At 62.0% G+C, this 19,684-nt stretch carries 19 protein-coding genes and 1 tRNA gene; 10 read left to right on the forward strand and 10 right to left on the reverse strand.

Features of this window, described 5'->3' with window-relative positions:
• Positions 1 to 73: 73 nt before the first annotated feature.
• Both NKI38_RS12865 and NKI38_RS12870 read right to left on the reverse strand, forming a co-directional pair.
• Positions 74 to 1,240, reverse strand: a complete 1,167-nt coding sequence (locus NKI38_RS12865) for a D-alanyl-D-alanine carboxypeptidase family protein (protein WP_352658089.1) — start codon at positions 1,238 to 1,240, stop codon at positions 74 to 76.
• Positions 1,241 to 1,343: 103 nt separating this feature from the next.
• Positions 1,344 to 2,576, reverse strand: a complete 1,233-nt coding sequence (locus NKI38_RS12870; protein WP_352658034.1) for a septal ring lytic transglycosylase RlpA family protein — start codon at positions 2,574 to 2,576, stop codon at positions 1,344 to 1,346.
• A 392-nt stretch (positions 2,577 to 2,968) separates the two neighbouring features.
• Between NKI38_RS12870 and NKI38_RS12875 the strand changes: the two genes are divergently transcribed.
• The 8 genes from NKI38_RS12875 to NKI38_RS12910 all read left to right on the forward strand — a co-directional run bounded on the left by NKI38_RS12875 (position 2,969) and on the right by NKI38_RS12910 (position 9,429).
• A complete protein-coding gene (locus NKI38_RS12875) occupies positions 2,969 to 3,175 on the forward strand; it encodes a hypothetical protein (protein WP_352658037.1) in 207 nt (68 codons plus the stop codon).
• A gap of 421 nt (positions 3,176 to 3,596) precedes the next feature.
• Positions 3,597 to 3,686: transfer RNA gene (locus tag NKI38_RS12880), tRNA-Ser, on the forward strand.
• A gap of 177 nt (positions 3,687 to 3,863) precedes the next feature.
• A complete protein-coding gene (locus NKI38_RS12885; RefSeq protein ID WP_352658039.1) occupies positions 3,864 to 4,661 on the forward strand; it encodes a sterol desaturase family protein in 798 nt (265 codons plus the stop codon).
• A gap of 80 nt (positions 4,662 to 4,741) precedes the next feature.
• Positions 4,742 to 5,440 carry a DUF2161 domain-containing phosphodiesterase gene (locus tag NKI38_RS12890; RefSeq protein ID WP_352658042.1) on the forward strand — a complete coding sequence of 233 codons (699 nt, stop codon included), beginning with the start codon at positions 4,742 to 4,744 and terminating at the stop codon, positions 5,438 to 5,440.
• 56 nt (positions 5,441 to 5,496) lie between these two features.
• On the forward strand, positions 5,497 to 5,904 hold the full coding sequence (locus tag NKI38_RS12895; RefSeq protein ID WP_352658044.1) for a DUF930 domain-containing protein: 408 nt from the start codon (positions 5,497 to 5,499) through the stop codon (positions 5,902 to 5,904).
• A gap of 183 nt (positions 5,905 to 6,087) precedes the next feature.
• Positions 6,088 to 6,750 (forward strand): TerC family protein, encoded by a 663-nt coding sequence (locus NKI38_RS12900; protein ID WP_352658047.1) that lies wholly within the window; start codon positions 6,088 to 6,090, stop codon positions 6,748 to 6,750.
• A 136-nt stretch (positions 6,751 to 6,886) separates the two neighbouring features.
• On the forward strand, positions 6,887 to 8,200 hold the full coding sequence (gene rimO / locus NKI38_RS12905; protein WP_126069141.1) for a 30S ribosomal protein S12 methylthiotransferase RimO: 1,314 nt from the start codon (positions 6,887 to 6,889) through the stop codon (positions 8,198 to 8,200).
• Between the two features lie 122 nt (positions 8,201 to 8,322).
• The gene (locus NKI38_RS12910) at positions 8,323 to 9,429 is read left to right on the forward strand and encodes an acyltransferase family protein (protein WP_352658049.1); all 1,107 of its coding nucleotides are present in this window, start codon (positions 8,323 to 8,325) and stop codon (positions 9,427 to 9,429) included.
• Between the two features lie 47 nt (positions 9,430 to 9,476).
• Here NKI38_RS12910 and NKI38_RS12915 read toward each other — a convergent pair whose 3' ends face one another.
• From NKI38_RS12915 to NKI38_RS12950, 8 genes are all read right to left on the reverse strand, one after another.
• Positions 9,477 to 10,544: a BMP family ABC transporter substrate-binding protein gene (locus NKI38_RS12915; protein ID WP_352658052.1), complete on the reverse strand. Its 1,068-nt coding sequence runs from the start codon at positions 10,542 to 10,544 to the stop codon at positions 9,477 to 9,479.
• Positions 10,545 to 10,594: 50 nt separating this feature from the next.
• Positions 10,595 to 11,515, reverse strand: a complete 921-nt coding sequence (locus tag NKI38_RS12920) for an ABC transporter permease (RefSeq protein ID WP_352635368.1) — start codon at positions 11,513 to 11,515, stop codon at positions 10,595 to 10,597.
• A complete protein-coding gene (locus tag NKI38_RS12925) occupies positions 11,515 to 12,645 on the reverse strand; it encodes an ABC transporter permease (protein ID WP_352658055.1) in 1,131 nt (376 codons plus the stop codon). Before NKI38_RS12925 ends, NKI38_RS12920 begins: the two co-directional genes overlap by 1 nt.
• Positions 12,642 to 14,219, reverse strand: a complete 1,578-nt coding sequence (locus tag NKI38_RS12930) for an ABC transporter ATP-binding protein (RefSeq protein WP_352658058.1) — start codon at positions 14,217 to 14,219, stop codon at positions 12,642 to 12,644. The genes NKI38_RS12925 and NKI38_RS12930 overlap by 4 nt, the downstream gene beginning before the upstream one ends.
• 178 nt (positions 14,220 to 14,397) lie before the next feature.
• The gene (locus NKI38_RS12935; RefSeq protein ID WP_352658061.1) at positions 14,398 to 15,375 is read right to left on the reverse strand and encodes a quinone oxidoreductase family protein; all 978 of its coding nucleotides are present in this window, start codon (positions 15,373 to 15,375) and stop codon (positions 14,398 to 14,400) included.
• A 22-nt stretch (positions 15,376 to 15,397) separates the two neighbouring features.
• Positions 15,398 to 16,216, reverse strand: coding sequence for a phosphatidylcholine synthase (pcsA, locus tag NKI38_RS12940; protein WP_352658064.1), 819 nt, complete (start codon positions 16,214 to 16,216; stop codon positions 15,398 to 15,400).
• Positions 16,213 to 16,827, reverse strand: a complete 615-nt coding sequence (locus tag NKI38_RS12945; protein WP_352658067.1) for a DUF1326 domain-containing protein — start codon at positions 16,825 to 16,827, stop codon at positions 16,213 to 16,215. The genes pcsA and NKI38_RS12945 overlap by 4 nt, the downstream gene beginning before the upstream one ends.
• 14 nt (positions 16,828 to 16,841) lie before the next feature.
• Positions 16,842 to 17,780, reverse strand: coding sequence for a DUF2182 domain-containing protein (locus NKI38_RS12950; RefSeq protein ID WP_352658069.1), 939 nt, complete (start codon positions 17,778 to 17,780; stop codon positions 16,842 to 16,844).
• A 69-nt stretch (positions 17,781 to 17,849) separates the two neighbouring features.
• Here NKI38_RS12950 and NKI38_RS12955 point away from each other — a divergent pair, with 69 nt between their 5' ends.
• Both NKI38_RS12955 and hspQ read left to right on the forward strand, forming a co-directional pair.
• Positions 17,850 to 19,058 carry a UbiH/UbiF family hydroxylase gene (locus NKI38_RS12955; RefSeq protein ID WP_352658072.1) on the forward strand — a complete coding sequence of 403 codons (1,209 nt, stop codon included), beginning with the start codon at positions 17,850 to 17,852 and terminating at the stop codon, positions 19,056 to 19,058.
• Between the two features lie 175 nt (positions 19,059 to 19,233).
• Positions 19,234 to 19,557, forward strand: coding sequence for a heat shock protein HspQ (hspQ, locus tag NKI38_RS12960; RefSeq protein ID WP_023757801.1), 324 nt, complete (start codon positions 19,234 to 19,236; stop codon positions 19,555 to 19,557).
• Positions 19,558 to 19,684 lie beyond the last annotated feature (127 nt).

Genomic DNA, 19,684 nt, shown 5'->3' on the forward strand with positions numbered 1-19,684 from the left:
GTCCATGCCGTCGATTTTTTGCTTTTATGCATGTCGTTTCCCCAAAACCGGGGCCACTTCTGAGCGACATACATTAGCGCAGCCAGCCGACCGCCAGTTCCTTGACGGCGTCGAGCGCGCGCTGCGGCAATGTGCCGACGCCGATCGATTCGGCGGCGAAAAGCGGCGTCTCCTGGCTCAGCGTATCGCCGATCCAGACGCGCAGCGCACCCACCGGCTGCCCCTCCTCCACCGGTGCCGCAACTGGGCCGTTGTAGACGATCCTGGCTGTCAGCTTGTCGCGGTTGGTGATCGGCAGGAAGATGTCGATCGGACCTTTGGCCTTTAGCGTCACTTCGGATTTGGCACCGCCGAAAACCTGAGCCTCGCCGACCACTTCGTCCTTGGCGAAGATTTCGGTCTTCTCGAAGGAGCGGACGCCCCAGTCGAGCAGCTTTCGCGCCTCCTCGGCGCGCTCCTTGTCGGAGGCCAGGCCGCTCATCGCCGCGATCACCCGCGTGCCGTTGTGGCTGACCGAACCGACGATGCCGAAACCCGACGTCTCGCTGGCACCGACCGCCAGGCCGTCGGCGCCGATGTCCATCGCCAGCAGCGGATTGCGGTTCCTCTGCGAGATCTTGTTCCAGGTAAAATCCTTCTGGCCATAGTAGCGATAGAAATCCGGATATTCGCGCCATAGGTGCACGGCCAGCTGCGCCAGCTCGCGTACGGTCGTCTGCTGGCCATCCGCCGGCAGGCCGGTCGAATTGACGAAGGTCGAGGTCTTGAGGCCGATCTGGCGGGCGCGTTCGGTCATCTGCGCGGCGAAATTGTCCTCGGACCCAGACATGCCTTCGGCGATGACGATGCAGCCGTCATTGGCCGCCTGTACGGTCACGCCCTGAATCAGATCCTCGAGCCGGATCGACGATTTGAGCTTGGCAAACATCGTCGATGTTCCCGAAGGCGCCCCACCCTTGCGCCAGGCGTTTTCGCTGACCACGAACGTATCGTCGAGCTTCAGGCGGCCGGACTTGATGGCGTTGAACACCACTTCCATGGTCATCAGCTTGGCCATCGAGGCCGGCGGTATCGGCTTGTCGGCGTTCTTCGAAAACAGCACCGTCCCGGTCTCGGCATCGATCATGAAGACCTGCGTGGCCTTGGTCTCGAATAGCTGCGCACGGGCTGGAGCCTGGGAAAACAGCAGCAGGGCAAAAATCAGAAGCCCGGCGAGAGGCTGGAGCAAGCGCAATTGCATGATGTTCGACCCATTGGCCGGCACGGCCGGCAAGCCCGCGAAAGGTATCAGGCTTTTTGCGCGGCGGATCAACCGTGCAACGGAAATCCGGCCTGGCTTGCGCTCAGTTGCGCACAGCCAGCGCATCCGGCGCGCCATGCGACCATGCTGCCTGCAGCAAATCATCCAGGTTGCGTTGGCCATCGGGATAGAGATTGACCGAATACCAGTCCTCGCCATCGAGTTCCGAACGCTGGATCTCGATCTTGCCGAATGCGGCAAGCTGAGCGGCAACGCGCTTGGCCTGCGCTGCATCCTCGAACGAACCCGCAGCGACGTAATCGGTGGACAGACCGGCCGGAGGCGGCTGCCGCTTCCACGATTGAAGGACGTCGGCCGGCGACATGCCGTCGCCGCCCAGTGCGGCGAAGGCATTGGAGGCGCGTTCGACCCGCTCGTCCGCATAGGACAGCGAGGCCACGGCAAACGGCGATTGCCGCGGCAGACTGATCTCCGGGCGTTCCGGCACGATCGGTCCGAAATCGGGCAGCGCCAGATCGCCGTAGGCCGGCGTCTGCGCCGACATGACCGGCTGGACGACCCCGGAATCGGTCAATTGACCTGGAAACGGTACGGCGGCAGTGCCGGCAGTCAGGCTTGGCGAAGGCCCGTTCATGGCGACCATGACACCGGTCGGCAGCCCATCCGACGGATCCGGCGCCCTGTTGCCGGGGTGGTAGGAGGCCATCAGATACTGGTCGTCATCGCCGTCGAGCGGTGCACGGCCGACATACTCGACCTTCACTTGAGCAGTGCCGATGTTGGCATAATCAAGCATCTGGGCTGCGCGCTCCGACACATCGATGATGCGGCCTTCATGATATGGGCCGCGATCGTTGACGCGAACGATGACCGAACTGCCGGTCTTGAGATTGGTAACACGGGCATAGCTTGGTAGCGGCATGGTCGGATGCGCCGCCGTCAGATGCGTCATGTCATAGACTTCGCCATTGGCGGTAAGCCGACCATGGAAGGCATCGCCGTACCAGGAGGCCAGACCGACCTTGGCGTAGCGCTTGTCTTCCCGGGGGTAATACCACTTGCCGCGGACTTGATAGGGCTTGCCGAGCTGATCCCTGCCGCCGCCGCGTTGCATGCGCCCGTTCTGGGAGAACACACGTGGGCTTGCCTTCACGCCATATTCGGATTCGGAGAAATATTCCTTGGAGCGGGTCTTCTTGTAGACCATCGCTTTCGGCTCAGGCTGCGACGCGCAAGCCGCCAGCAAGGCGGCCGACATGGCGAACAACGCGACTGTGGCAGCGCGACGAAGACGCGGGTGCGTCACAGCCTGCATTTTCCTGATGTCCCCTTCAGTCTCGACGCCGCGCTCAAGCATCAGAGGAGCCGAAACACTCACTCGACGAACATAACGACGCCTTGAACCCCGGTCCTTTGTGCGCAGGAATTGTTTATCACGGTATTAACCGATTGTGGCCGGAACCAGGCAAGATTGTGACGCAGTTACCGTGCCGACACTCCTGAACAGTCACGGCTTTGCGTCGCCCACAGTGACCGCTTCCCTGCCCGATGGCGAGGCCGGCATCATCGGCAACAACAAGATGCAGTCGGTGCGGAGTTATATCGTTTTACACAATCCCTAATTGCTGGACTCGCGCGACGCGCCGGCTGTTAACTTTGCCTCAGGGCGAGGAGGGAAAAGGTAGCGAACTGGGAGGATGTAGTCGCATGAATTACGATTTCGGCATCGGCCATATATCTGAAGATGATCAGCCTTACGAAGTTACCTCTTTCGCCAAAAAGCATGGCTTAACGATACGAGCTGCGGACGCCGTGCTTTTCGCCAAGGGCCCATCTCGGACGGCCTGCGATGCCGCCGCATTGGCCTTCCTCTGTGCAGTCGCCGCACACGCCAAGAAACAATCGGCGCGCTAGCCCTCCGCGATCACGACTCGGGTCCATTCGCTGGTGTCTGGCGCTTTGAGGCATGCGACATCGGCATGTCTGCGCCATATCGACGAGGCCGCTTAAGCGAGGGCCTGCCGCCTCATTTGCGAGGCGACAGGCCCTGCCCCAACCCACAATCGTCTCAATGCAATTGCAGTGCCAAATTGATTGACCCATTACGGGTCACTAACCACACCGGTGCCAAGGCTTTGGCCTTGGTGGCCAGTACGGTCCGCCAAATGCTGCCCGGACAGTAGGAAGATGCCGCAGCAGTGGTTGACGCAGCCCTTAATGCCGCACTACAGGAATGAAGCGCGAACCGTTCGGCAACGCCTTCGGTGCCAATCCGGTGCCAACAGGTCAAAACCGGCCGACAACGTAGCGCTTCAAGTGATTGAAAAGTCACGATGGAGGAATGGCCGAGCGGTTTAAGGCACCGGTCTTGAAAACCGGCGTGGGTGCAAGCTCACCGTGGGTTCGAATCCCACTTCCTCCGCCACAAATTGAAGAAATTACAACAAAATCAATGGCTTGATAATTTCCGTTTCAGCGCCCCGCGTTTCTGTCCCACGATTCGCGCTGACGGCGCCTCTGCGCGAACACAGAGCCTTCAGCCTTTGGAAAGGGAAGATGTGGTTCTTCTCGGAGGTGCAGGCGGCGCGCCGGGGGCGATTGAATGGATATCTTTGGCATCAAGGCATTGTTGATCTGCGGGCTGATCTTCATTCCGTTCGAACATCTGTTCGCCGAGCGGCCGCAGAAGATTTTCCGCAAGGGTCTGGCTGTCGATCTGATCTATCTGTTGTTCAACGGCTTCATCATAAAGGTGGCCATCGCCATCATGGCGGCAGGTGCCCTCGGCGCCGCTGCAATTCTGGTCCCGCAATCGATAACGCAAGCCGTCAGCGGTCAGCCCGTCTGGCTGCAGGTTGCGGAAATCATCCTGATCGCCGACATCGGCGTCTATTGGGCACATCGGGCCTTCCATAAAATCCCGGCGCTTTGGAAGTTCCACGCGATCCACCACGGCATCGAGGATCTGGACTGGCTCGGTGCTTTCCACAATCACCCGGTCGACGCCATCGTCACAAAGGCAATATCGCTGACGCCGATCTTTTTCCTTGGCTTCTCCGAAGCTTCGATCGCTGTCTTCTCGATTATCTACCTTGGGCACACCCTGCTTGTTCATTCAAACGTGCGGATTCCGTTCGGCCCTTTGAAGTGGCTGATCGCCAGCCCGCAGTTCCATCGCTGGCACCATGCTAACCAGCGCGAGGCCTATGACAAGAACTTCGCCGGGCAATTGCCTTTCCTCGACGTGATGTTCGGCACCTACAATGTCACCGGCGACAAGGTGCCGGAGAAATACGGCGTCGACGATCCGATCCCCTCCACCTATTTCGGTCAGATCGCTTATCCGCTCCTGCCCCGCGGGAAGCCATTGAATCGACCGGCGCCGAGCACCGAAGCCTGACATCGACGGTTTTCGGGCGGGCCGTCAGGCGCCCCGCCCGCGGGAGGCTTTTCGCATCGAATCGGCTAAACCTTCGAGGCATGAACGAGACGTCACTCTATGCGCCGGTGAAGCGGTTCCTCGAAAGCCTCGACTTCGTCGTCAAAGGCGAGATCGGCGGCTGCGACATCGTCGCGCTGCGCGAAGGTGAGCCGACCGTCGTCGTCATCTGCGAACTGAAGCTGCAGTTCAATCTCGAACTGGTGTTGCAAGGTGTCGATCGCGCGACGGTCTGCGACGAGGTGTGGCTGGCCGCACGCATGTCGGCCCGGGGCAAGGGCCGCGAAAGCGACGCCAGGTTTCGCAATCTCTGCCGTCGCCTTGGCTTCGGCCTGCTTGGCGTGACCGCGACTGACCGGGTCGAAGTGCTCCTTAGCCCGATCGCGCTGGCGCCGCGCAAGAATGCGCGCCGGCGCTCCCGTCTGGTCGACGAGCACCAGCGCCGTCGCGGCGACCCCGTTGCGGGAGGAGGATCGCGCAATCCGATCATGACGGCCTATCGGCAAAGCGCCCTCGCCTGCGCTGCCGCGATGGTGGACGGACCCAGGCGGCCGCGCGATCTGAAGGCGCTGACGCCGATCGCGCCGAAGATCCTGCAGCACAATGTCTATGGCTGGTTCGCGCGCGTCGATCGTGGTCTCTATGGTCTCACCGATGCTGGCCGCGCCTCGTTGGTCCGTTGGCCACAGGCATCGCACGATGAATCCCGACACGCAATTTTGAACGCGTCGACCATTTGATTGATGACGCCTGCGGGGTTAGAGGCGGTCCGCTTGGTTGATTTATCCGACAAAATATGTTGCTAGTCCGGCCTATGAAGAAGCTCTGCATGACCGCCTTGGCGTCAGTGACACTGAGTTTTCCAGCCAACGCAATGGATAGTGCATTGCGCGCCGGTCTGTTGAAACTCGACCCCCAAACCCGTCTTGAACAGCGTTGTGACGCCGAAGTGCTCGACCGGATCACCCACGACGATCGCAAGTTCAAAGCCGATCGCGTCGTCGCCTATGCCTTCGCGACGCCCGAGATGGGCGCGGATGCAATCAAAAGCCCGGGCGCTGCGTTTCGCAGCAAGGGGCAATGGTACCGGCTGAAATTCAAGTGCCAGACGGCGCCCGACCATATGGAAGTTTTGCAGCTCCGCTATCGGATCGGTGACGAGATTCCGGAAGCCGATTGGGCAAAGTACAATCTCTACGATTGATTTGTTGTCGGCCATGGTTTTGCCCGGGTGCCGGCGAGCGCCGCCGAACCTTAGATCCGACTTCGCCGTAACGATGCTTCAGTGACGCCACCACGCGTGATCCCTTGACGCCAAGGGACCACCAAGTTAGGGCCTCTGGCTAATCGACGAACACTCGGCAAAATCAGCAAGGGCTTCCGGTCGATGGACATTTTTTTCAGCGCTGCCAGCCTGACCGCCCTGCTCCAGGTCATCGCCATCGACCTCGTGCTGGCCGGCGACAATGCGATCGTCATCGGCCTTGCCGCTGCCGGCCTGCCGGCTGACCAACGCAAGAAGGCGATCCTCATCGGCGTGCTGGCGGCAACGGTGCTGCGCATCGGGTTTGCCGCGGTCACCGTCAAGCTGCTGGCGATCGTCGGCCTGCTGCTGGCCGGCGGTATCTTGCTGCTGTGGGTCTGCTGGAAGATGTACCGCGAGTTGCGCACGTCCCATGCCGATGAACTGGAAGCGACCGAGGCGCTGTCGAATTCCGATCTCAACAGCGACAAAGCGGTGGCCGGCAAGGCGAAGCGCAAGACGCTCGGCCAGGCAGCCTTGCAGATTGTCGTCGCCGACGTGTCGATGTCGCTCGACAACGTGCTGGCGGTCGCGGGCGCCGCGCGCGATCATTTTCCGGTGCTGGTCATCGGCCTCGTGCTGTCGATCGCGCTGATGGGCCTCGCCGCGACTTTCATCGCAAAACTGCTGCAGCGCCACCGCTGGATCGCCTATGTCGGCCTGCTGATCATTCTCTATGTCGCGGTGGACATGGTCTATCGCGGTGCGGTGGAAGTCTGGCCGCATGTAAACGGCGCGGTCAGCTGAGGCGGCTGTCCGCCACGTCTTCGATCCGGAAAAGCATATCCGCAGTGCGTTTTGCCGCATCGCAGGCGTGCCCATACCAATGCCGCAATAAGTGTGGTACTGCGCCGGCAATCCTGAAAAGCCCGGAAAACCCTCTATGTCCGCTCCCCGCGTGAGTTTTGTCAGTCTTGGATGCCCGAAGGCCCTTGTGGATTCGGAGCGTATCATCACGCGCCTGCGTGCCGAAGGCTACGAGATCGCACGCAAGCATGATGGGGCCGATCTTGTCGTCGTCAACACTTGCGGCTTTCTCGATTCCGCCCGCGACGAGTCGCTCAATGCCATCGGCTCCGCGCTTTCGGAGAATGGTCGGGTCATTGTTACCGGCTGCCTCGGCGCCGAGCCGGATGTCATTCGCGAGAGACATCCCAATGTGCTGGCGATCACCGGACCGCAGGCCTATGAGAGCGTGATGGCGGCCGTGCATGAGGCCGCACCGCCTTCGCACGATCCCTATATCGATCTACTGCCGCCTCAGGGCGTCAAGCTGACGCCGCGCCACTACGCCTATCTCAAGATTTCCGAAGGCTGCAACAACCGCTGCACCTTCTGCATCATTCCCGCACTGCGTGGCGACCTCGTTTCGCGGCCGGCCGCCGATGTGCTGCGCGAGGCCGAGAAACTGGCCAAGGCAGGCGTCAAGGAGCTCCTGGTCATCTCGCAGGACACCAGCGCCTACGGCATCGACATCAAGTACCAGACGTCCATGTTCGGCGATCGCGAAGTGCGGGCGAAATTCCTCGATCTGTCCGAGGAATTGGGCAAGCTCGGCATCTGGGTACGCATGCACTATGTCTATCCCTACCCGCATGTCGCCGACGTCATCCCGCTGATGGCGGAAGGCAAGATCCTTCCCTATCTCGACATTCCCTTCCAGCATGCCTCGCCGCAGGTGTTGAAGAACATGCGCCGCCCGGCACATGGCGAAAAGACGCTCGAGCGCATTCGCGGCTGGCGCGAGGTCTGCCCGGATCTCGCCATCCGCTCGACCTTCATCGTCGGCTTCCCCGGCGAGACCGACGACGATTTCGAGATGCTGCTCGACTGGCTCGATGAAGCCAAGATCGATCGCGCCGGCTGCTTCAAATACGAGCCGGTCCGGGGCGCCCGCTCCAACGATCTCGGTCTCGAGCAGGTCCCGCAGGAGATCAAGGAGGCGCGCTGGCACCGCTTCATGCAGCGCCAGCAGAAAATTTCGGCGACGCAACTGGCCAAGAAGGTTGGCAAGCGCCTGCCGGTGCTGATCGACGAGGCGCACGGCACGTCGGCCAAGGGCCGCACCAAATACGACGCGCCCGAGATCGACGGCTCGGTCCACATCCAGTCGCGCCGTCCGCTGCGTCAAGGCGACATCGTCACCGTCAAGATCGACCGCGCCGACGCCTATGACCTCTATGGTTCGGCGGTCTAACGGTATCGGCACGCCCTCTATTTACTACATCTGGTTACTACATCTGGCGATAGTTCCGGCCTTTTAACCCGCTCGGTCGCGATCCGCTCTATGGTTTCCGCATCGTGGATGCGGGAATTCGCATGGACATCAGACCTCCCAGGCAAGACTACATCGCGACGCTGGACCTGCTCAGGCTGGCAGCGGCACTTGCCGTTATGTTCTTTCACTATTTCTTTCGCGGCGCTGCCGCTGAAGGGTTTCTCACCGAGGGATATCCGCTTGCCGCGCCGTTCGCCCTCTACGGCTATCTCGGCGTCAATCTGTTCTTCCTGATCAGCGGTTTCGTCATTGCCTGGTCGGCGGAAAACCGCCGCTGGGACCAATTTGCGATCGCGCGGTTCGTTCGCCTCTATCCGGGCTTCCTGCTCTGCATGACGATCACCTTCGCGATTGTCTTCCTTGCCGGTACGCCGCTGCTTCCAACGTCTCCCGGTCAATATGCCGCCAATCTGTCGATGTTCGCACCGGCCTTCGGCCAACCCTTCATGGACGGCGTCTACTGGTCGATCGTGCTTGAACTGGTGTTCTACGGATGGGTGACGCTGGCCCTCCTCGCCGGGCTGTTCCAGAAACGCAAGCTGGAGCTGATCTTCATCTGGCTGGCCATCTCGGCCTGGAACGAATTCGTCATCGGCAGCAGTGCTGCCAGGCTGCTGTTCATCACCGAGTTCGGATCGTTCTTCGCTGCTGGCGTGCTGCTCCACCACCTCCATGCACATGGCCGTTCGCTGCCGGCCTTGCTGCTGCTTGCTGCATCGTTCCTGATCTCCTGCGGCACGCTGTCGGTGACGCAGCACTGGATGCTCGGCCACTACGGCATTGCCGTCTCCTCGGCCAATCTCGTCGTCGCCAACGTCGTCATGCACGCGGCCTTGATCGGCGCGGTGCTGCTGCGCCACCGTGTCAGGCCGTCGGCGCTCACCCTGGCGCTGGGCGGGCTGACCTATCCGCTCTATCTGCTGCACCAGAATATCGGCTATCTCGCCATCAATGCCGCGGCACCTCTGGCCGGGAAACGGTTTGCCGCCTTTGGCTGCATCGCGCTCATGGTCTTCGTGTCGTGGGCGATCTGGCGCACCTGCGAACGACCCGCGCAGCGGCTGCTCAGGATCTGGCTCGGCCGCGCGGTTGATGCCGGTCTGGCGCGATTCCGCCGCGTCTCTGTTGGGACGCAACCAGCCGAATGAAAAGGGGCGCCGCGTGGCGCCCTCTTCACTTTGATATCTCGCGCTGCTTACTGCGGCAGCTTGTCGTCGACGCCCTTCACATAAAAATTCATGCCGAGCAGCGTGCCGTCGTCGGCGACTTCGCCATCCTTCAGCCACGGCGTGCCGTCCTGCTTGGCGATCGGTCCGGTGAAGGGGTTCCAGCCGTCGGCGATCTTCTTTTCGGTGGCTTCCGCCATCGCCTTCACGTCGTCGGGCATGTTGGTGAAAGGCGCGAGCTTGACCGCGCCGTCCTTGATGCCGAGCCAGACGTTGTCGGGCTTCCAGGTGCCGTCGAGGGCTGCCTGGACCCGGCTGATATAGTACGGGCCCCATTCGTCGGTGAGCGAGGTCAGCTGCGCGTTCGGCGCAAACTTGATCATGTCCGAGGACTGGCCGAAGCCATGCAGCTTGCGCTCTTCCGCCACCTGCAGGGCAGCGGTCGAATCGGTGTGCTGGACGATGATGTCGGCGCCCTGGTCGAACAGCGCCTTGGCGGCGTCGGCTTCCTTGCCCGGATCGAACCACGAATTCACCCAGACGATCTTGGCCTTGAAGTTCGGATTGATCGACTGTGCGCCGAGCATGAAGGAATTGATGCCCATCACCACTTCGGGAATCGGGAAGGAAACGATGTAGCCGGCAACGCCTGCCTTCGATTCCTTGGCGGCGATCTGGCCGAGCACGTAGCGGCCTTCGTAGAAACGCGCATTGTAGATGCCGAGATTGTCCGCGGTCTTGTAGCCGGTTGCGTGCTCGAACATCACCTTCGGAAATTTCTTGGCGACCTTCACTTCCGGGTCCATGAAGCCGAAGGAGGTGCCGAAGATGATCTTGCAGCCTTCGCGCGCCAGGCGCTCGAAAGCGCGGTCGGCGTCGGGGCCTTCGGAGACGTTTTCGAGATAGGCGGTCTCGACCTTGTCACCGAGTGCCTTCTCCACCTCGAGACGGCCCTGGTCGTGCTGGTAGGAGTAGCCGAAGTCGCCGATCGGGCCGGTGTAGACCCAGCAGGCCTTCAGCTTGTCAGCGGCCTCGGCCGTCGCTGCCAGCGACATGGCGGCGGTCGTGGTCATCAGGGCAATAAGCAGTTTTTTCATTGTGTTACCTCTCTGAGTTAAGCCTTGGAGCTTCCCGTTTGTTTTTGTTGTCAACGATCCGGAACGAATGGCTGCCCCAAAGAAGCCGGCGTGTTCATCATCGTCAGACGCTTGTTGCGCGAGATTAGAACGAGAACCACGACGGTTGCCAGATAGGGCAGCGAAGAAAGGAACTGTGAAGGCACTGGAATGCCAAAAGCCTGTGCATGAAGCTGTCCGATCCACACCGCGCCGAAGATGTAGGCGCCGGCCAGCACCCGCCATGGCCGCCACGAGGCGAACACCACCAGAGCCAGCGCGATCCAGCCGCGGCCGGCACTCATGTTCTCGACCCATTGCGGCGTGTAGACCAGCGACAGGTGGCCGCCGGCGAGGCCGGCACAGGCGCCGCCGAAAATCACGGAGAGATAGCGATAGCGGATGACCTTGATGCCAAGCGCATGGGCCGACGTGTGGCTGTCGCCGATCGAGCGCAGCGTCAGTCCGGTCCGGGTCTTGAACAGGAACCACATGACGGCGGCGGTCAGCGCAATCGAAATGTAGAAGATCGGGTCCTGCCCGAACAGCAATCTGCCGATCACAGGGATCGAGGTCAGGCCGGGAATGTCGAGGTTGGGCAGCCGTTCGCCGGGCTGACCGACGAAACTGGTGCCCATCATGCCGGAGAGGCCAAGGCCGAGCAGCGTCAGCGACAGGCCGGTCGCCACCTGGTTGGTGGCCAGCGACAGCGTCATGACGGCAAACAGCAGCGAGAACACCGCTCCCATGGCAATTGCCGCCAGGAGGCCGATCCAGGGTGATCCGGTGAGATAGGTCGCGCCGAAGCCGCCGACGGCGCCCATGATCATCATACCTTCGACGCCGAGATTGAGCACGCCGGAGCGCTCGACCACCAGTTCGCCGATTGCCGCGATCAGCAGCGGCGTTGCCGCCGTGGCGATGGTCAGAAGGATGTTTACGGTGATGTCCATCAACGGGCTTCCTTCAGCTTCGGCGCGGCTTCGAGTTTCGCGGCACCTTCCTGTTTGGTCAGCGCCAGGCCGATCAGTCGAATGCGGTAGTGGATGAGCGTGTCGCAGCCGAGCACGAAGAACAAAAGCATGCCCTGGAACACCCGCGCCACCTTGTCGGAGATGCCGAGCGCGCTCTGCACTGCTTCGCCGCCGAGATAGGTCAGCGCCAGCACCAGGCCGGCGGCGACGATACCGAGCGGGTTGAGGCGGCCAAGGAACGCCACGATGATGGCGGTGAAGCCGTAGCCGGGCGAAATGACCGGCTGCAGCTGGCCGATGGCACCGGAGACTTCCGAGATGCCGGCAAGACCCGCCAGCGCACCCGACAGCAGGAAGGCGAAGAACACCATGCGGTTGAGGCCGAAGCCGGCGAAGCGCCCTGCCCGCGGGCTTGAGCCCAGCACACGCACCTCAAACCCCTTCAGCATGCGGCTCATCAGGATCCAGACCAGCACCGCGGCGACCAGCGCGAAGACAAACCCCCAGTTCGCCCGCCCGGCATCCGGCATCAGCTCCGGCAACACGGCCGAATCGCCGAACTGGATCGTCTGCGGAAAGCCATGGCCTTGCGGATCGCGCCACGGTCCGCGCACCAGCCAGTCGAGGAAAAGCTGGGCGACATAGACCAGCATCAGGCTGGTCAGGATCTCGTTGGTGCCGAAGCGGGTCTTGAGCAGAGCCGGGATCGCGGCATAGGCCGCGCCGCCGACCATGCCGAGCAACAGCATCAGCGGCAGCACCAGCGGGCCTTCGAACTGCGGATACAGCACCGGAATGATCGAACCGACAATGCCGCCGAGGATGAACTGGCCTTCGGCGCCGATGTTCCAGATGTTGGCCTTGTAGCAGACCGACAGGCCAACGGCGATCAGGATGAGCGGCGCTGCCTTGATCGCCAGCTCATGCAACTGCCAGACCTGGCTGATCGGCTCGATGAAATAGATCCGGAATGCGGTCAGCGGATTGACGCCGAGCAGCGCGAACATGATGGCGCCGGCGATGATCGTCAGCGCGAAGGCGATGAACGGCGACAGGGCCGAAAACAGCGCGGAGCGCTGCGGGCGTTTGACGAGTTCGAGGCGCATCATGCCGTCTCCAGCGTGTGTTCGGCGTGACCGGGTTCGGCGCCGCCCATCAGCAAGCCGACCTTCTCGAAGGTCGCCTCGGCGATCGGCATCGGCTTGGACAGCGCGCCATTGTGCATGACCGCGATCGAATCCGATATCTCGAACAGCTCGTCGAGATCCTGGCTGATCACCAGCACCGCCGATCCGCTGCGCGAAAGCTCGATCAAGGCCTGGCGGATGTGGGCAGCGGCACCTGCGTCGACGCCCCAGGTCGGCTGGTTCACGACCATGACGCTTGGCCGGCGGTCGAGTTCGCGGCCGACGATGAACTTCTGCAGATTGCCGCCCGAAAGTGCCGCCGCCTCCGGATCCGGCGCGCTCTTGCGCACGTCCATCGCCTCGATGATGCGTTGAGCGGCGGCGTAGATGGCCGCGCTGTTGACCATTCCGCCGCCGCCGACGAAGGCCTTGCCGTCGGTGGCATGGCGTGACAGCAGCAGGTTTTCCGAAAGCTTCATGCGCGGCGCGGCGCCGTGGCCGAGGCGTTCTTCCGGGACGAAAGCGGCGCCCAGCAGGCGTCGTCCGGTGATGGAGAGATTGCCTGCATTCTTGCCGCGGATCCGCACCGAGGCGGCATCCTGCTGCAATACTTCGCCGGAGACGGATTCAAAGAACTCGCCCTGGCCGTTGCCGGCGACGCCCGCGATGCCGATCACCTCGCCGGCGCGGACTTTCAGGCTGATGTTCTTGAGCGGGATCGAGAACGGTGTTGCCGGCTTGCGGCTGAGGTTGCGGATTTCGAGCAGCGGCTGCGCCGTGGCGATGCCCTCGACGGGTGCGCGCACCACCGCCTGCACCTCGTTGCCGACCATCATGCGAGCCAGCGACGAAGCGGTTTCCTCGCGCGGGTTGCAGTGGCCGACGACCTTGCCGTGACGCAGCACGGTGGCGCGGTCGCAGATGCGTTTGACCTCTTCAAGCCGGTGCGAAATATAGAGAATGGATTTGCCTTCCGAACGCAGCCGCTCCAGCGTCTCGAACAGCTTGTCGGCTTCCTGCGGCGTCAGCACCGAGGTCGGCTCGTCGAGGATGATAAGCTGTGGCGTCTGCAGCAGGCAGCGGATGATCTCGATGCGCTGGCGCTCGCCCACGGACAGGTCGCCGACCAGCGATTCGGGATCGAGCGGCAGGCCATAGCTGAAGGAAAGCGCCCTCGCCTTCGCCGCGATGGTGCTGATCGGCGAGCCGTCGTCGAGCGACAGCGCGATGTTCTCGGCCGCGGTCAGCGCCTCGAACAGCGAAAAGTGCTGGAACACCATGCCGATGCCGAGTTTTTTCGCGACGCCGGGGCTGGAGATCCTGACCGCCTGGCCGTTCCAGAAAATCTCGCCGGAATTGGGCTCCAGCGAGCCGAACAGCATCTTGACCAGCGTCGATTTGCCGGCGCCGTTTTCGCCGAGCAAAGCGTGGATTTCACCCCTGGCGATGTCGAGATCGATATGATCGCACGCTGTCAGCGTGCCGAATATCTTGGTGAGGCCACGCACCTCGAGCAGGTTCGCGCCGTCCTGATTTGCACTCACAGTGCCTCCCATCTGGTTAGCCAGACATGTTCTGTGTTCCCGCAAGCATGGTAGGCGCGGCCGGCTCTCATCGGAAAGCGGCACGCGTCTTGAAAGAGCTTCAAGAATTTCAGCGGAAATTCAAGCGATAGCAAGGAAGAACGGACTAAGAGACTGTTTTGGCCGCCAGAGTAGAGTTTGCAATCGGTCTCTAGGGGATGAGAATGGTCGTTCCTGTTGTCCTGCGGCCCTCGAGATCGGAATGCGCCTTGCCGGCGTCCTTGAGCGCATAGCGCTGGTTGATCCTGATCTTGACGGCGCCACTGAGCACGACCTCGAACAAGGCCTCGGCGGAGGCCTCGAGGTCTTCGCGTTTTGCATTGTAGACGAACAGCGTCGGCCTTGTTGCGAACAGCGAGCCCTTCTGCGCCAGCAGCGACATGCTGAACGGCGGGATCGGCCCCGAGGACTGGCCGAAACTGACGAACATGCCGAGCGGTCTCAGGCAGTCGAGTGAGGCCGGAAAGGTGTCGTTGCCGACCGAATCGTAGACGACATCGCATTTCCTGCCGCCGGTGATGGCGGCGACGCCGGCGACGAAATCCTGTTCCTTGTAGTTGATGACATGGTCGAAGCCGTGTTCCTTGGCGAGATCGATCTTGTCGGATGAGCTGGCGGTGCCGATGACGGTTGCGCCGAGATGTTTGGCCCATTGGCCGAGGATCAATCCGACACCGCCCGCCGCGGCATGGAACAGGATCGTGTCGCCGGCCTTCACCTTGAACGTCCGACGCAGCAGATATTCCGCGGTCATGCCTTTCAACATCATCGCGGCGGCCTGTTCGTCGCTGATGCCATCCGGCACCTTGACGACGCGGCTGGCGTCAATGACGCGCTCTTGCGCGTAAGCCCCTGTCGTCACGGCATAGGCAATGCGATCTCCCGGCTTCAGCCACTCAACGCCCTTGCCGACTCCCAGCACGACGCCGGCGGCTTCGCCGCCAGGGACAAGCGGGAACCCGCCGGGCGGCGGGTAAAGGCCGGAGCGATGATAGACATCGATAAAATTAAGGCCGATCGCCGTGTGCCGGATCAGGATCTGCCCTGCTCCCGGCTGGCCGGGGTCGGCTTCCTCATAGGTCAGGACTTCCGGGCCACCATGGGCGTGGATGCGGATCGCTTTGGACATAGGCTAGGCTTCCTCTGGCTGATCAGGCCTTTTTGGCACCGAGATTTGGAAAGAGCTGCATGATGCCACCAATGCTAGCGAGGTAAAGCCCCGTGATGGTGATACCGATCTTGGTGAAGGTGCCGACTTGTTCTCCCAGCACGCCGATCTGATCGTAGAAGGCGGCGAGTGCCGCTTGCGCCAGGGCAAGCGCGCCGAAAGCGCACCACAAAAGGGTCATCGCGAGATTGATGCGCCGCAGCCGCACCACCCGCACCGGGTGGATGAAGTTGATCGGGACGAAGGTCAGAATGCCGGCCATCACCACCACCGCGAACGAGACCCATTGTCCGGGCTCGATGACGAACAGTGTAAACACCACCATGTTCCAGACCACGGGGAATCCCTTGAAGAAATTCTCCTTCGTCTTCATGCCGGTGTCGGCATAGTAGATGGCGCTGGAGACGACGATGATCGCCGCCGACAGGAACGACAGGCCCTCGCCCATGAAGCCGCGCTGATAAAGCGCGAAGGCCGGGATCAGGACGTAGGTGACGTAGTCGATGATGTTGTCGAGCAGTTCGCCCGACCATGTCGGCAGGATCTCCTTGACCTCGAGCTTTCTGGCGATCGGCCCATCGATGCCGTCGACGAACAGCGCCAGCCCGAGCCACCAGAACATCGCCGTCCAGCGCTCTTCGCTTGCCGCCACCAGCGACAGGAAGGCCAGGAACGAGCCCGACGCGGTCAAGAGATGGACGGAGAACGCCCTCGCCTGCGGCCATGTGACTTTCTTCTTCGGCCGCGGAATCCGGTCGGTAATCTTTTTGGCGGCTTTCCGTGCGGTTGTGTTCTTGCTCACGGGCCCCGCCAATCCAGCTTGCAGATTTCCGCCGAACGCCCGGCAAAATTCCAGTTGCGGCCGAAAGCCCGCATCTTGCTTTTGTCGGACCTGGCCACGATGATCTCGGGCGCGATCCAGTATTCCGAATTGCTGATCACCGTATCCTTGTCGCGATCCTTGCCGGGGATGGGTGTCACCGCCCCGTCGATGATCTTCGGTATCTGGAAGATACGTGTCTTGTCACGCGTCTCGTAGGTGATCGGCACCTGCTCGACGCCGAGGAATTTGCCGACGAGGATGGAGAGCAGCGAGGTGGTTCCGCCTGCCTTGCCGGTGAAGATTTTCGTCAGCGCCTTGGCCGCATAGAGCGAGGCACGCTGGTCGATGAACAGGCCGGCGGTCCAGTTGCCGCGGCTCATATAACCGGGGATTTCCATGACCAGCCCGAGATTGAGACCGGACAGATCGACGTCGCCGAAATGACCGCGGTCGATGCGGAACCCAGCCCAGGTCTGGCAATAGCCTTCGGTCGGCGGATGATTGCCGAGCGACAGCACGCAAGGGCAAAAAACCGTGCAATTGCAGGAGAGTACGAGCTCTCCTTTCATTGCCCAGCTCTGATCTGCCATCGATTTTCCCCCACTCACAGCGAGACTACTAGCAGCGCGGCTGCCCAGACAAGCAGTATCGCACCGGCGAGCCGGGTTGGAACCCTGCTCGCCGTTTGTTTTTCGATCAGGGTGAACAGCCCGATCAACGCCATCCAGAAGATGTTCATGACGCCAACGGCGAACATCACCAGCATCAGCGCCCAGCAGCAGCCGAGGCACCAAATGCCTTGTGCGACACCAAGCCGGAAGATGCTGACGGACCTCGCGCTCCAGTTCGCGAAAAGGATCGAGAACGGGTTCTTGCACTTTGTCAGGCAGGCCTCTTTCAAGCCGCTGAACTGGTAGAGGCCCGCAATCAGAAGCGCCAGCGCACCGGCAATGCCGACGACAGGGTCGAGCATCTCACCGGGCGGACCAAACACATGCGTGGTCAAGGTCGGCCCCGCGAACATCACCGAGGCGGCGAGCCAGACGCTGAGGTAACCGGCGACCAGCACCAGCGGATGGACGACCGGCTCGCCCTTGATGCGTGCCGTATCGGCGATCTCGCAGTAAGTGCGGATCATCGGCGCGGCGGAGGGCAGCATCGTCGCGATCGCCATCAGGAACCACATCAAAACGAGTGCACCGGCCCGCAGGCCGAGGCTTGCATCCAGCGGCGCCGGCGAGAGGCAGAGGGCAAAGAACCGTTCCAGGAAATCGGGCAGCGGCAGTTGCGGCAGATAGCGCAGGATCGTGTCGCCGGGGGCACTGACGCCTGCAATCCCGCCTTCGGCGCCGCGGATTGCCATCGCGGCGAGGAATAGCCAGGCAAGCAGGATACAAGCGCCGACAGCGACGTTTACCGTGACGCGAGGATTGCGCGCGACAGCGGCCATGACTCGGCCGACGCGATCGAGATGGCTGAAGTCGTCCTGCTGGCCGGTCATGACATCCGAATGGGCCGAATCGCCGCGTTGATCAAGCGGCATGATCTGCCCTATATGCTCATGGACTGGCAGGCCGGGTGGCCGCCTCGCATTGCAAGCCGGAAGCCGATCTTGGAGCATGAGCAAACCGCGCGGATACTGGTTGCTGGCACGGGGCCGGCAGGACTGATCGCGGCGCTCGGTTTTGCCGCTGCCGGTTTCCCGGTGACGCTGGCCGGGCCGGAGGCCACTGCCCCCGATGGCCGCACGACGGCCCTGATGAACCCTGCCTTGAAAGTGCTTGAGCAACTGGGCGTGCTCGATGCCGTCAAGCCCAAGGCGGCGCCCCTGAAGGTGATGCGCATCGTCGATGCGACCAGCCGGCTGATCCGCAGTCCGGTCGTCACCTTCCGCGCCAGCGAGATCGACGAGGACCAGTTCGGGCTGAACCTGCCCAACAGCGTCCTCAATCCGGCACTCGCCAGCGCCGTTGCCGCGCATGCCGGCATCGAATGGCGACGCTCGATGGTGGCGAACTGGCAGCTCGATGCCGAATACGCCCGTGCCGTCCTGGCCGACGGCAGCACGGTGGACGCATCACTGGCGGTCGCAGCCGACGGACGGCTGTCGCCGGCGCGCCAGGCCGCCGGCATCTCGACCTCGGCTCGCTCCTATCCGCAAGCAGCTCTTGTCCTCAATTTCCGCCACAGCGGCGACCATGCCTTCACCTCGACGGAATTCCACACCGAGACCGGTCCGTTCACGCAGGTTCCCCTGCCCGGCAATCGCTCGAGCCTGGTCTGGGTGGTGAAACCCGAGACCGCGACGGAACTCGCCGCATTGGACGATGCGACGCTTTCGACGCGGGTCGAACAGCAGATGCAGTCGATGCTGGGCCGGGTGACGGTCGAGCCGGGCCGGCAGATCTACCCGCTTTCGGCGGTGACGCCGCTGCGTTTCGCAAGAGACCGGGTAGCATTGGTCGGCGAAGCCGCCCACGTGTTTCCACCGATCGGCGCGCAGGGCCTCAATCTCGGTATCAGGGATGTCGACGATCTCATTGGTATTGCTGTAGAAAATCGCACGGACCCCGGAGCCGCCAAGGCCCTGGCGGCCTACGACTTCAAGCGCCGCCCCGACATTCTGGCGCGCAGCAGTGCGGTCAATCTGCTCAACATGTCGCTGCTTTCCGACCTGCTGCCGGCACAGATGGCCCGCGTTGCCGGGCTCGGCGTGCTCGGTGGCTTCGCGCCGCTTCGCGCTTTTTTCATGCGCGAGGGACTTCGCAGCGGCAGCGGCTTCGCGGCGCTGGTCGGTGGCCTGCGAAGGCCGGCACGCTGACAGCGATCTTCCCGTTTCCGACAAGCTGCGTCATCGACGATCGTCGACATCAGCCGCATGCGGTAAAACCTTTGCGCCATGTCCGGCGTAGCTTCAGGGCGCGCTCAAACGCTTCGGGATTGAATTGAGGCGCAGTCTGCGCCAAATAAAGCCAAGGAATTCAGTGGTGAGTACGATGAAAACAGCCAAATTCGCAATCGGACAGGTGGTTCGCCACCGGCTGTTTCCATTCAGGGGCATCATTTTCGACGTCGATCCGCAATTCGCCAACACCGACGAATGGTACGAAGCCATCCCCGCTGACGTACGGCCGCGCAAGGATCAGCCCTTCTACCATCTGCTCGCCGAGAATTCAGAGACCGAGTACGTCGCCTATGTCTCCGAGCAGAATCTGCTCGAGGATCAATCGGGTGAGCCGGTCCGGCATCCGCAGATCAAGGAGATGTTCGACAAGAAGCCGGATGGGGGCTACCAGCCGAAACGGCAGTCCAGGCATTAAGCGACGGTCACAAAAAAAGCGGGGCATGACCCTAATGCAGTTCACTTAAGTTGGGCTGGATGAGGATCTGGTAAGACCTATCGAGCAGGATGGAGATTCGTTTCCATCCTGTTCGTGTTTTGAGATG

The sequence above is a fragment of the Mesorhizobium sp. M0621 genome (assembly GCF_040320745.1).
GTDB lineage: Bacteria > Pseudomonadota > Alphaproteobacteria > Rhizobiales > Rhizobiaceae > Mesorhizobium.